The 14,207-nt window shown below is 71.8% G+C and carries 15 protein-coding genes; 11 read left to right on the top strand and 4 right to left on the bottom strand.

The features are described from left to right. Window positions 1-112: 112 nt before the first annotated feature. Both ACFY10_RS09675 and ACFY10_RS09670 read right to left on the bottom strand, forming a co-directional pair. The gene (locus ACFY10_RS09675) at window positions 113-568 is read right to left on the bottom strand and encodes an indole-3-glycerol phosphate synthase (protein WP_390664920.1); all 456 of its coding nucleotides are present in this window, start codon (window positions 566-568) and stop codon (window positions 113-115) included. Between the two features lie 151 nt (window positions 569-719). Continuing rightward, window positions 720-1,559: a pyrimidine reductase family protein gene (locus ACFY10_RS09670; RefSeq protein WP_390664510.1), complete on the bottom strand. Its 840-nt coding sequence runs from the start codon at window positions 1,557-1,559 to the stop codon at window positions 720-722. Window positions 1,560-1,596: 37 nt separating this feature from the next. Between ACFY10_RS09670 and zapE the strand changes: the two genes are divergently transcribed. From zapE to ACFY10_RS09630, 8 genes are all read left to right on the top strand, one after another. Beyond that, complete coding sequence (zapE, locus tag ACFY10_RS09665) at window positions 1,597-2,703, top strand: cell division protein ZapE (protein ID WP_390664509.1); 1,107 nt, start codon at window positions 1,597-1,599, stop codon at window positions 2,701-2,703. Between the two features lie 187 nt (window positions 2,704-2,890). Further along, entirely contained in the window at window positions 2,891-3,283 is a 393-nt protein-coding gene (locus ACFY10_RS09660) for a hypothetical protein (RefSeq protein WP_390664508.1), read from the top strand. A gap of 85 nt (window positions 3,284-3,368) precedes the next feature. Next, complete coding sequence (locus tag ACFY10_RS09655; protein WP_390664507.1) at window positions 3,369-3,947, top strand: carbonic anhydrase; 579 nt, start codon at window positions 3,369-3,371, stop codon at window positions 3,945-3,947. Between the two features lie 8 nt (window positions 3,948-3,955). Next, window positions 3,956-5,410 (top strand): SulP family inorganic anion transporter, encoded by a 1,455-nt coding sequence (locus tag ACFY10_RS09650; protein WP_390664506.1) that lies wholly within the window; start codon window positions 3,956-3,958, stop codon window positions 5,408-5,410. A 101-nt stretch (window positions 5,411-5,511) separates the two neighbouring features. After that, window positions 5,512-6,324, top strand: coding sequence for a slipin family protein (locus ACFY10_RS09645; protein ID WP_390664505.1), 813 nt, complete (start codon window positions 5,512-5,514; stop codon window positions 6,322-6,324). A gap of 95 nt (window positions 6,325-6,419) precedes the next feature. After that, on the top strand, window positions 6,420-7,823 hold the full coding sequence (locus ACFY10_RS09640; RefSeq protein WP_390664504.1) for an alkaline phosphatase PhoX: 1,404 nt from the start codon (window positions 6,420-6,422) through the stop codon (window positions 7,821-7,823). Window positions 7,824-7,856: 33 nt separating this feature from the next. Further along, window positions 7,857-8,408 (top strand): YbhB/YbcL family Raf kinase inhibitor-like protein, encoded by a 552-nt coding sequence (locus tag ACFY10_RS09635; protein ID WP_390664503.1) that lies wholly within the window; start codon window positions 7,857-7,859, stop codon window positions 8,406-8,408. Window positions 8,409-8,479: 71 nt separating this feature from the next. Beyond that, entirely contained in the window at window positions 8,480-9,358 is an 879-nt protein-coding gene (locus tag ACFY10_RS09630) for a polysaccharide deacetylase family protein (protein ID WP_390664502.1), read from the top strand. Window positions 9,359-9,466: 108 nt separating this feature from the next. On the opposite strand, the gene ACFY10_RS09625 is transcribed toward ACFY10_RS09630, so the two are convergent. Together ACFY10_RS09625 and ACFY10_RS09620 are read right to left on the bottom strand one after the other, a co-directional pair. Beyond that, window positions 9,467-10,138, bottom strand: a complete 672-nt coding sequence (locus ACFY10_RS09625) for an ABC transporter (protein ID WP_390664501.1) — start codon at window positions 10,136-10,138, stop codon at window positions 9,467-9,469. Then, window positions 10,135-11,010, bottom strand: coding sequence for an ATP-binding cassette domain-containing protein (locus tag ACFY10_RS09620; RefSeq protein ID WP_390664500.1), 876 nt, complete (start codon window positions 11,008-11,010; stop codon window positions 10,135-10,137). Before ACFY10_RS09620 ends, ACFY10_RS09625 begins: the two co-directional genes overlap by 4 nt. A 53-nt stretch (window positions 11,011-11,063) precedes the next feature. Between ACFY10_RS09620 and ACFY10_RS09615 the strand changes: the two genes are divergently transcribed. The 3 genes from ACFY10_RS09615 to ACFY10_RS09605 all read left to right on the top strand — a co-directional run bounded on the left by ACFY10_RS09615 (window position 11,064) and on the right by ACFY10_RS09605 (window position 14,150). Next, the gene (locus ACFY10_RS09615) at window positions 11,064-11,780 is read left to right on the top strand and encodes an aminoacyl-tRNA hydrolase (protein WP_390664499.1); all 717 of its coding nucleotides are present in this window, start codon (window positions 11,064-11,066) and stop codon (window positions 11,778-11,780) included. A gap of 96 nt (window positions 11,781-11,876) precedes the next feature. Further along, window positions 11,877-12,662: a DUF4142 domain-containing protein gene (locus tag ACFY10_RS09610; protein ID WP_390664498.1), complete on the top strand. Its 786-nt coding sequence runs from the start codon at window positions 11,877-11,879 to the stop codon at window positions 12,660-12,662. A 162-nt stretch (window positions 12,663-12,824) separates the two neighbouring features. Beyond that, a complete protein-coding gene (locus tag ACFY10_RS09605) occupies window positions 12,825-14,150 on the top strand; it encodes a DUF692 domain-containing protein (RefSeq protein WP_390664497.1) in 1,326 nt (441 codons plus the stop codon). Window positions 14,151-14,207: the final 57 nt, after the last annotated feature.

Here is a 14,207-nt window from a genome sequence, read left to right as displayed (position 1 = left end):
GCCCCAGCCTATTGCCTAAGGTGACTGCACCCATCCAGGGGCGCGGGGCTGTATCAATTCGCGGCTCCGCCGCGTGGGCGCGACCAGCAACAACGCGCCCGTACTCGAAGAACTACACCTCGCTGTGCGAGAACAACTTGAGCACCGGCACCCCCACCTTGTGCCGAGCCCGAGAAGCCCAGTCCCGATGGAAGAACTCCTCCACGTAGTGGGGATCCGTCAGCACGATGACCTCATCGGCGTCGATCTCGTCGACGAGAGCCTTCAACGCATCCAACGGATGATCCTCGATCAGCCGCCCCTCCGCCCCGCTCCCAGCAGCCGTCAGCGCCTGCAGCGACACCTCGAGCGCCCGCTCACCGAAATCCTTCGCGGCCGCCCCTTCAGGGACGTCCCGCTCGCGCGCGACTTCGTCCAGTTCGCCGAGCGCGACATCGTCGATGGCCCGCAGCAGGCGGTCCGCCTGGTCGCCGCGGGGCTGGAGCAGCACGTGGAAGAAGACCTCCTCGTCCCCGTGCAAGCTCGTGACGAACTCCACGTCTGCGGACGTCAGGGCCTTCTCGATCATCAATACGCTTGTGAACACCGGGCGCCCCTTCTGCGGAAACCATCCTGCCCCGTGGTGTCACGGGGACTGCGAGATTCAGTGTGCCCGCCCGAAGCTAAGCGGAACGGTTGATTCCGCCGATTTCGGGACCGGCGGTACCGCTGAACGATTCTCAGGACCGCTGGTAGCGGGCAAAGAGAAACCCCTCCTCCTCCAGCAGCGACGCGAGGACGAAGCGTTGCGGAACCGGGACCGACGGCCCGCCCGCGATGCGCTGCGCGTCGCCGGCGGTGAGCATCGGAGAGATGGCGAGGCAGAGCTCGTCGAGCACCCCGGCGGCCACCAGCTGGCCGAGCAGCCGGGGGCCGCCCTCGGTCAGCAGCCGGGTGTACCCGAGGTCGCCCAGGGCCGAGACCGCGCGGGCGGGCTCCACGCCGACGCCGTCGCCGGCGATCACCACCCGGGCGCCGGCCTTTTCTGCGGCGGCGACACGGTCGGGAGGCGCAGCGGCGCCCGTGAGGACCAGGGTCGGCACCAGCGGCGAGGTGAACAGCGGAAGGGAGAAGTCCAGGCCCAGACCGGCGCTGACCACCGCGATCGCGGGCGCCGGCGCCTGTCCGGCCGCCTCCCGCCGCGCCGCGAACTCCGCACGCGCGCGTGCGGGCCGGTACCCCTCCTGACGTACCGTTTCCGCACCGACGACCACGACATCCGCCAGCCCGCGCAGGGTGCCGAAGATCCGCATGTCGGTCGCGCTGGAGATCGGCTGCGACCGACCGTCGTGCTGGGCGGCACCGTCGAGTGTGGACACCATGTTGGCCCGCAGCCACGGGACGGGCCGTCCACCGGCGGTGGGCTCGGGGTAGGCGTAGGCGGCGGCGAGCTCGGCGAGGCTCCACTCGCGGTCGGTCAGGGCCTCGGGAACACCGGCCTCACCGGACACACCCTCCTCACCGGGAGTTCCGGGAGTCTTCGGCACTGTCTCGTCGGTCACAGGGAACAGGCGTCGCATGTCGTGCAGTGTGGCACGGCCCTTAGCATGGGGAACCGTGTCGTCCTCCCCTTCCGCCCCCGGCCTCAGCCCGATAGCCGACGCGGCCCCGCTGTCCCTGTGCGCCCGTGCGCCGCACGTCCCCGCGGACCGCCTGGTCGCCGAGATGGTGCCGCCGCCGCGCTTCGACTCGGTCCGCTTCAGCACCTACATACCGGACCCGAACCAGCCCAGCCAGACCGAGGCCGTCGGGGTCCTCGAGGGCTTCGCGGGCGGGCTCGGCGGGGCGCACGCCGTCGGCGGCGGAAAGCGCGGCTTCTTCGGGTTCGGAAAGCCCAAGGCGTCCAAGCCCCCGGCCGGCCCCCGCGGCGTCTACCTCGACGGCGGTTACGGCGTCGGCAAGACCCATCTGCTCGCCTCCCTCTGGCACGCCACCCCGGCGGAGCCCGCGCTCAAGGCGTTCGGCACGTTCGTCGAGCTCACCAACCTGGTCGGCGCCCTGGGCTTCCAGCAGACCGTGCAGACGCTCAGCGGCCACCGCCTCCTGTGCATCGACGAGTTCGAGCTCGACGACCCCGGCGACACGGTCCTTGTCTCCACCCTGCTCGGCAGGCTCGTCGACGCCGGTGTGGCACTGGCCGCCACGTCCAACACCCTCCCCGGCAAGCTCGGCGAGGGCCGTTTCGCGGCGGCCGACTTCCTGCGCGAGATCCAGGGCCTGTCCGCCCACTTCCGCGCCCTGCGCATCGACGGCGAGGACTACCGCCACCGCGGCCTGCCCGAGGCACCGGCCCCCTTCTCCGACGAGCAGGTGACCAAGGCGGCGTACGCCACCGCGGGCGCATCGCTCGACGACTTCGCGCACCTCCTCGACCACCTCGCCAAGGTCCACCCCAGCCGGTACGGCGCGCTGACCGACGGCCTGAAGGCGGTCTGCCTCACCGATGTCCGCCCCGTCCCCGACCAGGCGACGGCCCTGCGGCTGGTGGTGCTCGCGGACCGGCTCTACGACCGTGAGGTACCGGTCCTGGCCTCCGGGCTGCCCTTCGACCGGCTGTTCAGCGAGGAGATGCTGAACGGCGGCTACCGCAAGAAGTACTTCCGGGCGATCTCCCGGCTCACCGCGCTGGCGCGAGACGGCAAGCGACTCGCCGAGATCGACTAGTTCACGCCACCCCACCAGCGCATTTCAGGCTCTCTTCAGCCGGAAACGTTAAGTTAACCCTGCAAACAACTTTGCACGGCTAACCTGTCTCTTGACCAGTCGTTGACCAGCAGCTGACCCGCCATTGATCAGTGGTTGAGCTGTCGTTGGTACATACAAGAGGCGTGAAGTTCCAGGAGGGGGGCGCATGTTCCGAGTCACCACGGCCCGGACCGCGGTTGCGGTTCTCGCCGCCGCCCTGCTCGCCCTCCAGTTCTTCGCACCCAGCGCATCCTTCGCACCCGCGCACACGATCCGTCAGGTAGAGGCCAAAGCCCAGCCCGGAATCAAACTGTCCGGCAAGGCTCTGCGCAACGAGACGGTCACGCACCGCCACTGCGACTACTCCGGGGACCCGACCGGTCCCCTGCGCACCCGCGACCGGCACCGCACCGTCGACTTCACACCCGAGGACGCCGAGCGCGGACTACTGGTCCAGGACCCGGCGGCCGCTCACGAGCCGGCCGTATCCCGGGCTCCCAGGGCGTCGAGACCCTCGACGCCCCACTCTCCGGCAGCACTTCAGGTCTTCCGCTGCTGACAGCAGAGCAGTTTTCCCCCACACCTGTCCTGCCCCACCCCACACCGACGCGCCATCGCGGCGCGCCAGGAGGAGTCACCACATCATGCAGCCCCTCATCGACAACGCCCGTACGTTCGGACAGCGCCCTGAGGAGTTCGCCAAACTCGCCGAAGGCCAGTCCCCGCAGGTGCTGTTCATCACCTGCTCCGACTCCAGGGTCGTCCCGGCCCTGATCACCGGCGCCCGCCCGGGCGAGCTCTTCGAGCTGCGCACCGCGGGCAACATCGTCCCGCCGTTCGCCTCGGAGCACCCCACCAGCGAGGCGGCCACCATCGAGTACGCCGTGGAGGTGCTCGGGGTCAACGACATCGTCGTCTGCGGCCACTCGCACTGCGGCGCCGTCGGCGCCCTCGTCCGCGGCGACGACCTGACCGCCGTACCGGCCGTGCGCGACTGGCTCGCGCATGCGACCCCGCGCCCGGCAGGCGCGGTCGAGGACCCGGCCGTCACCGAGGGCGTGCAGAGCCACGTCCTGACGCAGCTGCTGCGGCTGCGCTCCTACCCTTTCATCGAGAAGAAGCTGAAGGAACGTCAACTGTCCCTGCACGCCTGGTACTACGAGGTCCACACCGGCGCCGTCCTGGCGCACGACGCCGGCTCCGACGCCTTCGCGGCCCTGTGAGCGCCACGATGACCAAATACCCTCACCTGCGGCAGGACTTCGCCGCCTCCCTGGTCGTCTTCCTGGTCGCGCTCCCGCTCTGCGTGGGCGTGGCCGTCGCCTCCGGTGTGCCGGCCGAACTCGGCCTGGTCACCGGCATCGTGGGCGGTCTCGTCACCGGTTTCATGCGCGGCAGCAGCCTGCAGGTCTCCGGGCCCGCGGCGGGTCTGACCGTGCTGGTCTTCGAGGCCGTGCGGGAGTTCGGGCTGCCGGCCCTCGGCGTGATCGTCCTCGCCACCGGCGCCCTCCAGATCCTGATGGGCGTCCTGAAGCTGGGGCGCTACTTCCGGGCCATCTCGGTCTCGGTCGTCGAGGGCATGCTGGCCGGCATCGGGCTCGTCCTGATCGCCGGGCAGCTCTACTCGATGGCCGACGCGAAGGCTCCGGCCTCCGGGCTCGACAAGATAGCCCAGCTGCCCGGCGCGCTGATCGACGCCGTCGGGCAGACGGACGCGCTGGCCTCACTGGGGCTCGGCGCCGGCACCATCGCGGTCCTCGTGTTCTGGAAGCGGATGCCGAAGCAGGTCCGCACGGTCCCCGGTCCGCTCGCGGCCGTGGGTCTCGCGACCGTCGCCGCACTGGCGTTCTCGCTGCCTGTCGCCACCGTCGAGGTGCAGGGTCTGCTGGGCTCCATCCAGCCGCCCCCGCTGAGCGCCTTCGGCGATCTCGCGAACATCGGGCTGCTCGGCACGATCGTCGCCTTCACCCTGATCGCGTCCGCCGAGTCGCTGTTCAGCGCGGCGGCCGTGGACCGGCTGCACGACGGGCCGCGCACCGAGTACGACAAGGAACTGATCGCGCAGGGCGCGGGCAACGCGCTGTGCGGTGTGCTCGGCGCGCTGCCGATGACCGCGGTCATCGTGCGCAGCGCGGCGAACGTCCAGGCGGGCGCGCGGACGAAGGCGTCCCGCGTGCTGCACGGCGTGTGGCTGCTGCTGTTCGCCGCCCTGCTGCCGGACGTCCTCGGCTACATCCCGATCCCGGCCCTCGCGGGCATCCTGGTGTACTCCGGCGCCAAGCTGATCCCCGTACGGGAGATCGTGTCGCTGTGGCGCGAGCACCGCGGCGAGGCGCTGATCCTGGTCGTCACGGCCGTGTCGATCGTCGCGGTCAGCATGTTCGAGGGCGTCCTGATCGGCCTGGCCCTCGCCGTCGTCAAGACCGCCTGGGAGGCCTCGCACATCAAGCTGGAGGTCGTCGACAAGGGCGCAGGCCCCGTCCAGGCGTACCTGTCGGGCAACGCGACCTTCCTGCGACTGCCGAAGATCCTCGACAGTCTGGAGGCGCTGCCCCAGGACCGCCCGGTCGAGCTGGACCTGTCCGGGCTGCACCACCTCGACCACGCCTGCCGTACGGCTCTGGAGAACTGGGCCGAGCGGCACAGCACGGTCGGCACCGAACCGGTGCGGGTCACGGCCGCATAGCTCGCCGGTAGCTGGTCCCGGGTCCGTCGTGGCCCGGGACCAGCCACCGGGCATATCGTTACAGGAGCAGACATAAGGCGCCTCTGACAGAGGGGGTCGTCATGCTCCCTGAGCTAGTGACGGCGGCCGTGGTGGCCGGTTCCGCAGGGCTCGTCTACCTCGCCGCGGCGGCGAAGGTCGTCAAGCAGTACGAGCGCGGGGTGATCTTCCGGCTCGGGCGGGTCGCCGGTGCCGTACGGGAGCCCGGCTTCACGATGATCGTCCCGTTCGTGGACCGGATCAACAAGGTGAACATGCAGATCGTCACGATGCCGGTGCCGGCCCAGGAGGGCATCACCCGGGACAACGTGACGGTGCGCGTGGACGCCGTCGTCTACTTCAGGGTGGTCGACGCGGCAAACGCGCTCATCAAGGTCGAGGACTACAAGTTCGCGGTCTCCCAGATGGCGCAGACGTCTCTGCGGTCGATCATCGGCAAGAGCGAGCTGGACGACCTGCTCTCCAACCGCGAGAAGCTCAACGAGGGCCTGGAGCTGATGATCGACAGCCCGGCCGTCGGCTGGGGCGTGCAGGTCGACCGGGTCGAGATCAAGGACGTGTCCCTGCCGGACGCGATGAAGCGCTCCATGGCCCGGCAGGCGGAGGCCGACCGGGAGCGGCGGGCCCGGATCATCAACGCGGACGCCGAACTCCAGGCCTCCAAGAAGCTGGCCGAGGCCGCCAAGCAGATGTCCGAGCAGCCCGCCGCACTCCAGCTGCGGCTGCTGCAGACGGTGGTCGCGGTGGCCGCCGAGAAGAACTCGACGCTCGTACTCCCGTTCCCCGTGGAGCTGCTGCGGTTCCTGGAGAGGGCGCAGGAGCACCAGCCGCACCAGTCGCCGGCGCCCCAGCAGGACCACCAGATCGAGAAGTGACACGTGCTACGCGCGTGGTTCCCGCACCGGGCGACGGGTGATAGACACAGCGGCGTCACAGTTCCTGTCCGCCAACAGGAAGGTTGCACCCTTCTATGTCTGCAACACGACGTCAGATCCTCGCCCGCACCGGTGCCCTGGGAGCGGGCATCGCTTTCACCGGGGCCCTCTCCGAACTGTTCGCGGGAACAGCCGCCGCCCAGGACCTGGGCCGCACCGGCTACGGCCCCCTGGTCCCCGACCCGAACGGCCTGCTCGACCTCCCGGAGGGCTTCCGCTACCAGGTCCTCTCCCGCGAGGGCGACCAACTCCGCTCCGGCGAAGGCCCGGTGCCCTCCAACCACGACGGCATGACCGCACTGCCGGCCGGGGGCAGCAGCGCTCGCCTCGTACACCTGGTCCGCAACCACGAGAACCGCCCCACCGCGAAGTTCCCCGTCCCCACCGTCGCCGGTCTCACCTACGACCCGGCGGGCAAGGGCGGTTGTACGGCCCTGACGCTGGACGCCCGCAACAACACGGTGCTGGACGAGCGCGTCGCCATCGCCGGTACGGCCGTCAACTGCGCGGGCGGGCCCACCCCTTGGCGCACCTGGCTGACCTGCGAGGAGACCGAGGACAAGGCCGGCACCAACGGCTACACCAAGGACCACGGCTTCATCTTCGAGGTCGACCCGGCAGACCCGCACCACACGGGCGCCGTCCCGCTGACCGCGATGGGCCGCTTCCAGCACGAGGCCGTCGCGATCGACCCGAAGCGCGGAATCGTCTACGAGACCGAGGACGCGTTCCTCGAGCCCTTCGGCCTCTTCTACCGCTTCCTCCCCAACAAGCCGCTGGGCGGCGTCGGTTCACTGCGCGCGGGCGGCCGGCTGCAGGCGATGCGCGTGCCCGGCGTACCCGACCTGTCCCCGGTCCAGGACCCGGGCGCCACCTTCGACGGCATCGAATGGGTCGACGTACCGGACCCGCTCGCCGCCCAAACCCCTGTCCGGCTCCAGGACTTCGGCCCGAAGGGCATCACGCACGCGCAGAAGCTGGAGGGCTGCTACTGGGGCGGGCGGTGCGTGTACTTCGTGTCGTCCTTCGCGCACAGCGCCGAGGGCTCGGCTGCCGACCACTACGGCCAGATCTGGCGCTACGACCCCTCGGCGCGCCGCCTGACCCTCGTGATCGTCTTCGGCCCGGACTCCGACGTCCAGCTCCCCGGCGAGTCCCCCGACAACATCTGCCTCGCCGCCGGCGGCGGCCTGATGGTCTGCGAGGACGGCAACGGCGCCCAGCACGTCTTCGGCGTGACGAGACAGGGCGAGGTGTACGCGATGGCACGGGGCCGGCAGGCGATCACATCAGCCGCTGCCGCGGCGGGCGGCGCCCCCGACGCCCCGGAATGGGGCGAGTTCGCAGGTGTCACCTTCTCCCCCGACGGGCGCACGATGTTCGTCAACTGCTACACGCCCGGCACGACGTTCGCGGTGACCGGACCCTGGCGCAGGTAGCGGGGGCGCAGGGGCGCGACTAGCGTTTCGTACATGCACCGCAGGCTCGTGATCCTCGCCGCCGCGGCGGCGGTGGGGCTCGCTTCGGGGTGTGGGGACGACGGCGGTGGCACGTCCGTCCCCGCGCCCAGCGCCGCGCGGCGGATCACGGTGACGAGCAGCGCCTTCTCCGACGGCGGCACCGTCCCCCGCCGCTACACCTGCGACGGCGAGGACGTCTCGCCGCCGCTGGACGTGTCCGGCGTACCGGACACCGCCGCCGAACTGGTCGTGCTGGTCGAGGACCCGGACGCGCCGCGCGGCACGTTCGTGCACTGGCTGATGTGGGGAATCGACCCGCACGACACCCACTGGGCCGCCGGACAGGTACCCAAGGGCGCCACACAGGGCCGCAACGGCTTCAAGAAGAACGCGTACGGCGGCCCCTGCCCGCCCAGGGGCAGGCCCCACCACTACGTCTTCTCGGTCTACGCCGCCGACAAGGCCCTCACCCTGTCCGCCGACGCCACGGCCGACGACGTCAAGCGCGCCCTTACCGGCCACACCGCGGCCTCCGGCACCCTGACCGGCCGCTACGGGCGCTGACCGCCGGGGGCTGACCGGCGACCGGTGCGGCGATACGCGATTCGCCCGATTCATCCCGTTATGTTCATAGGATGATCAGTCGAGTTCGCGTACGACATGTGCCAGTGCGCCATGTATGCGTACGCCATGCAGCGGCCGCCTGTGCACTCGGCGCCGCGCTCACCGCCTGTGGCGCCCCCGACGCGCCCCATGCCGCTCGCCCGGCCCCCTCCGCGACCTCTGCCGTCCCGTCCCGGCCTCCGACCCTCGCGCCGGGCCCCGCCGGTCTCACCCCCGTCTTCAAGAACGGCCCGCGCACCCAGGGCAGGACGGTCGCGCTCACCTTCGATGCCGACATGACCGCCGATCAGGGGGCGCGGGCTGCGGCCGGCGAGCGGTTCGACAATCCGGAGCTGATCGCGACGCTGCGGGCGCTGAAGGTGCCGGCGACCGTGTTCATGACCGGGCGGTGGGCGGACGAGTACCCCGTGCAGGCGCGGTCCATCGGGCGGGACCCGCTCTTCGAGGTCGCCAATCACTCCTACAGCCACTACTCCTTCACCGGGGACTGCTACGGCCTGCCGACCGTCTCCGGGGACCGGATGCGATCGGACGTGGAGCGGGCGTACGCCGCGTTCCGCAGGGCCGGGGTGGAGGACGCGATGCCGTACTTCCGCTTCCCGGGCGGGTGTTACGACCGGCAGGCCCTGAGGGCGCTGGCCGCGACCGGTGTCACCGCCGTGCAGTGGGACGTGGTGAGCGGGGACGCCTTCGCCACGGACGCGGACGCCGTGGCCCAGCAGGTGCTGGAGGGGGTGCGGCCGGGGTCGGTCGTCGTCATGCACTGCACGCGCAGCGCCGCCCCGGCGACCGAGCGGGCGGTCCGACAGATCGTGCCCGAACTGCGCAAGAAGGGCTACCGGTTCGTGAAGGTGTCCCAGCTGATCGGGGCCACGAGGGCGCGGCAGTGAGCGCCCCATAAGGGGCGCGGGGCTCTGACATCAGCGGCTCCGCCGCAGGGCGCGACCAGCCCCCACCGGCCCGCAGGCTCATTACCGCGATTCCAGCGGAGCGCCTGCTCAGGGTGAGCGCCGGGACGTGAGGGCGCAGGCCGCTGCGATCGCCGCTGCCGCGAGGACGGCGGCCGCGGCCAGCGGCACCAGGGGTACGGGGACCCTGCCCGACTGCGAGCCGGCGACCAGACCGCTGACCGCGGCCTGCGCCGGCGAGCCCGTCGCCACCGCCGACAGCAGCGCCGTGAGCAGCATCGCCGGGACCGCCCGGCCGGGCGAGCGCAGCACCGGCCAGTTGGTGAGCGCGCCGACCGCCGTGCCGAGCAGGGCGCAGGCCAGCGCGGCGAGGAGTCCGGACGCGGCGGCCGGGAGCAGAGCGATCCGGGTGCGGTTGTCCGTGCCCGTCGGGGCGCTGATCAGGGCCACCACCAGGGTCGCGGCCGTGCCGAGCGCCGCCGCCGCGATCAGGGCCACCAGCAGCCGGGCCAGATGCGCCCGCCCCGGCCCGGAGGCCGCGGCCACGCACGCGCGTGCCGCGGGCGGCTCGACGGTGACGCAGATCCGTACCAGCCAGGCGGCGACGGGCAGCAGGGCGGCGGCCGTGTAACCCAGCGAGTCGAGGATCGGCTGCCCGCTCTGCACACCGATGCCGAGGAACGCCGCGTACAGGATGACCGGCGGCAGCCAGCGCTGCGAGCGCACGAGAAGGGCGGCCTGGTAGCGGAGGAGGGCGGTCATCGGCGGCTGTCCTTGTCGAGGCGGGTGTCGAGGGGGTGCACGCTGACCACGTGCCACGGCGGGCGGGCCGTCAGCAGGGTGCGCAGCACGACGTCCGAGTGGGATGCGGGCACGGTGAGGCGGTAGGTGCCCGGCGCGGCCTCCTCGGCCGAGACGAGTGCGCCCAGTGCGTCGGTGGGCGGCTGCCCGCCCTGCGGGCCCTGCACCTCGACCACGACCTGCGGGCCGTCGGCCGGTGCGGTGCTCTCGCGCGTACGGCGTTCGAGGGCGCCGTCGCGCACGGTGTACGTGGTGTCGGGCGCCCCCGCGAGGCGGCGCGGGTCGTGGTCGACGAAGACCACGGCGCCGCCGGCGGCGGTGCGCTCGGCGACGGCCTGCTCCAGCTCGGTGCGGGCGGCGGCGTCCAGGCCGGTCCAGGCCTCGTCGAGGACGAGCAGTTCCGGCTCGGCGAGCAGGGCCTGTGCGACGGCGACCTTCTGGCTGCTGCCCTTCGACAGCTCCGCCATGGGGGTGCGGGCGTAGGCGGATGCGCCGAAGCGGTCCAGCCACTCGCCCGCGGCGCGGGTCGCGGTGCGGGGGGAGAGGCCGTGGATGGTGCCGAGGTGGGTGAGGTAGCCGTGCGGGGTGAAGGGGAGGGCCGACGGGAAGCGTTCGGGGACGTAGGCCGTGCGGGGGCGGCCGGTGATGCGGCCCTCGGTGGGGGCGTCCAGGCCGGCCAGGAGGCGGAGGAGGGTGGACTTGCCGGTGCCGTTCGGTCCTTCGACGCGGGTCAGCGTGCCCGGCGTCACTGCAAGGTGGACGCCGCGTAAGACCCAGGGGCCGCGGATGCCGTAGCGGCGGCCGACGTTGTCGAGCCGAAGATCACGTTGCATGGAGGCATCTTCGCAAAGTGGCGTTGTCCGGCGCCCCCTTAAGGTTGGCTGGTGTGAGCCACGATGTGACGTCCCCCAGCGACAGCCCTTTCCGGTCCGAGCCCACCGAGCGCGATCAGGCACCGCAGTTCGTGCTGCCTCTCGTCGTGCACATCGAGAAGGCGGCCCCGCCCGCCCGCACCGACGCACTGGAGACCGCTGCCCGGGCCGTGCTGGTGATGCTCAGTGACGAGCGGTCCCACGGGGACGGGGAATGGGCCCAGGTCATGCGGGACTGGCAGGACGCCCGGATCCGGAAGGTGGTGCGGCGCGCCCGCGGCGCCGAGTGGCGGCGGGCCGAGGCGCTGCCCGGGATCACGGTGAGCGGCAAGTCGGCGGAGGTACGGGTGTTTCCGCCCGTACCTCTGGACGGGTGGCCCAAGGAGCTGGCCAAGTTGCAGGTGTCCGGTACCGATCTCGACGACCCGGAGCCGCCCGCCCAGGCGGATCCCGCCGTACCCGTGCTCTGGCTGAACCCCGACCTCGACATGTCCGCCGGGAAGGCGATGGCGCAGGCGGGGCACGGCGCCCAACTGGCCTGGTGGGAGCTGTCGGACAAGGAACGCGCGGCCTGGCGGGACGCGGGCTTCCCGCTCGCCGTACGGAGCGCCGATCCGGGACGCTGGGGTGAACTGACCTCCAGCGGGCTGCCGTTGGTGCGTGACGCGGGCTTCACGGAGATCGCGCCCGGCTCCTGCACGGTGGTGGCCGATCATCCGGCGCTGCGCTGACCCGAGGACGTGCGCGTTGGACGTACGGCTTTACCAGCCCTTTGGTTCTTTACCTGTTGTTTGAACAACGGGGGCGTCCCGCGCGTACCTCCTGGCATGCGGATCAACGGTACGGCCCTGCTCGTCGCGGCCCTCGTCGCCACCCTCGGCGCACTCGCGTTCCCCGTGTGGTCGTACGCCGACCGGTCGGGCACCGGCCAGGCGAACGTCGCGGCGGGGACCGTGAACACCCAGTGGGGTCCGCTGACCGCCGCCGACCGCGATCTGATCGTGCGGGTGCGACTGGCCGGCCTGTGGGAGCTGCCCGCCGGGCAGCAGGCGATCGAGCGCGCGCCCAGCCAGGCGATCAAGGAGGCGGGCGACCACCTCATCGTCGGCCACACCGACCTCGACAAGCGGGTCCGGATCGTTGCGGCCCGGCTCGGCGTCGAACTGCCGAACCAGCCGAACGAGCAGCAGCAGGGCTGGTTGCAGGAGATGAGCGCGGCGACGGGCACGGAGTACGAGTACAAGTTCGTGAACCTGCTGCGCGCCGCGCACGGCAAGATCTTCCCGGCCATCGGCACCGTCCGGAACTCCACCCGCAACACGCTCGTACGGCAGCTGGCCTCGGACGCCAACCAGACGGTGCTCGACCACATCACGGTGCTGGAGAAGACCGGCCGGGTCGACTTCGACGCCATCGCCAACGACGCGGTGGCCGGCACCACCGCCAGCCCGACCGGCCCGTCGGCGCCGGTACCCGGCCAGGTGGCGCCCTCGGCACCGGCCGCCGGGGCCACCGGTGACGTCAGCACGACCTCCCGGCCGTCGCCGGGCGCGCCGGGCACGGTCAACACGAACCGGCCGGATCCGCAGGACTCGGCGGGCGTACTGGAGTGAGCGGGCCGGGGCGGGCCCAACCTCAAATCTTCCTCTGAAGGTGCACGGGGTCGGGTTCGCCTCCGGCCGCCGGGGCCATACCCCCGTCACGTCCGAGAAAGACGACGTCGAAGGAGACGACCGGCAGGGCGGACCGGATGAACGCCGAGGAGGGGACGGACCATGGAGCGACTGGGAACGGGCATCGGGTGGCGACCGGAGATCGCCGACGCCGTGGAGCGCATGCCGGGAATCGACTGGGTCGAGGCCGTGGCCGAGAACGTGTGCCCCGGGCACCTCCCCGAGTCGCTGCAGCGGCTGCGCGCCCGTGGGGTGACCGTGATCCCGCACGGCGTCTCGCTCGGCCTCGGCGGCGCCGACCGGCCCGACGAGAGCCGGCTCACCGCACTCGCCGAGCGCGCCGAGGCGCTGGGCGCGCCGCTGGTCACCGAGCACATCGCATTCGTACGGGCCGGCGGCCCGCTGACCGCGTCCCCTCTCCTGGAGGCCGGGCACCTGCTGCCCGTGCCGCGCACCCGCGACGCCCTCGACGTGCTCTGCGAGAACGTCCGCATCGCGCAGGACGCTCTGCCCGTGCCGCTCGCCGTCGAGAACATCGCCGCGCTGATCTCCTGGCCGGGCGAGGAGATGACCGAGGGGCAGTTCCTGTACGAGCTCGCCGACCGGACGGGCGTACGGCTCCTCATCGACGTGGCCAACCTGCACACCAACCACGTCAACCGCGGGGAGGACCCGGCCAAGGCGCTCGCCGAACTCCCCCTGGAGGCCATCGCATACGTCCACGTCGCGGGCGGCTTCGAACGCGACGGCGTCTGGCACGACAGCCACGCCCACCCGGTGCCGAAGCCGGTCCTCGACATCCTGACCGACCTGGCCTCGCGCGTCTCGCCGCCGGGGGTGCTGCTGGAGAGGGACCAGAACTTTCCCGAACCTGCCGTGCTGGAGGGGGAGTTGGAGGCGATTCGGGGAGCCGTGGAAAGGGGGGAGAAGGAGCGTGCGATACGGGAAGAGACGGCCGCAGCCATGGACGGAGAGGCGGTGGCGGTCGTGGGCACCCTCGCCCCTGTCACCGACCCCGCCCGCCAGCGCCTCGGGCTCGCGCAGGCCGCCCTGCTGTCCGCGCTCGTCGCCGGGACGCCGGTGCCGGAGGGGTTCGACCGCGTACGGCTGGGGGTGCAGGCACGGGCGCTCGCCGGGAAGCGGGCGGATGTCGTCGCGAAGGTCGCGCCCGAGCTGCCGGAGATCCTCGGGGACGCCTACCGGCCCGCCTTCCTCGCGTACGCCCACCGTCACCCGATGACCGGCGGCTACCGCCGGGACGCCCTGGACTTCGCCGGGCAGCTGCTGCTCGCCGGGCGTCTCGAGGAGGGCCGGGTCCGGCGGGAGCTCAGGGAGTGGTGGCTGGAACGGTCGGGGCCCGTGCCGCGGTCGCAGCGGCCGACCGTACGCATGGCCAGGGCGGCTCGGCGGGTGCTGCTGCACCGCTGACTGGACCGGGGGCTGCGTTTTCCGGGGCTGTTGAACCCCGCAGTAATATGCGGTGCC

Source organism: Streptomyces sp. NPDC001401 (assembly GCF_042895385.1).
GTDB lineage: Bacteria > Actinomycetota > Actinomycetes > Streptomycetales > Streptomycetaceae > Streptomyces.
The sequence above is the reverse complement of the archived record's forward strand: the minus strand, read 5'-3'. Positions and strand labels throughout refer to the sequence as shown.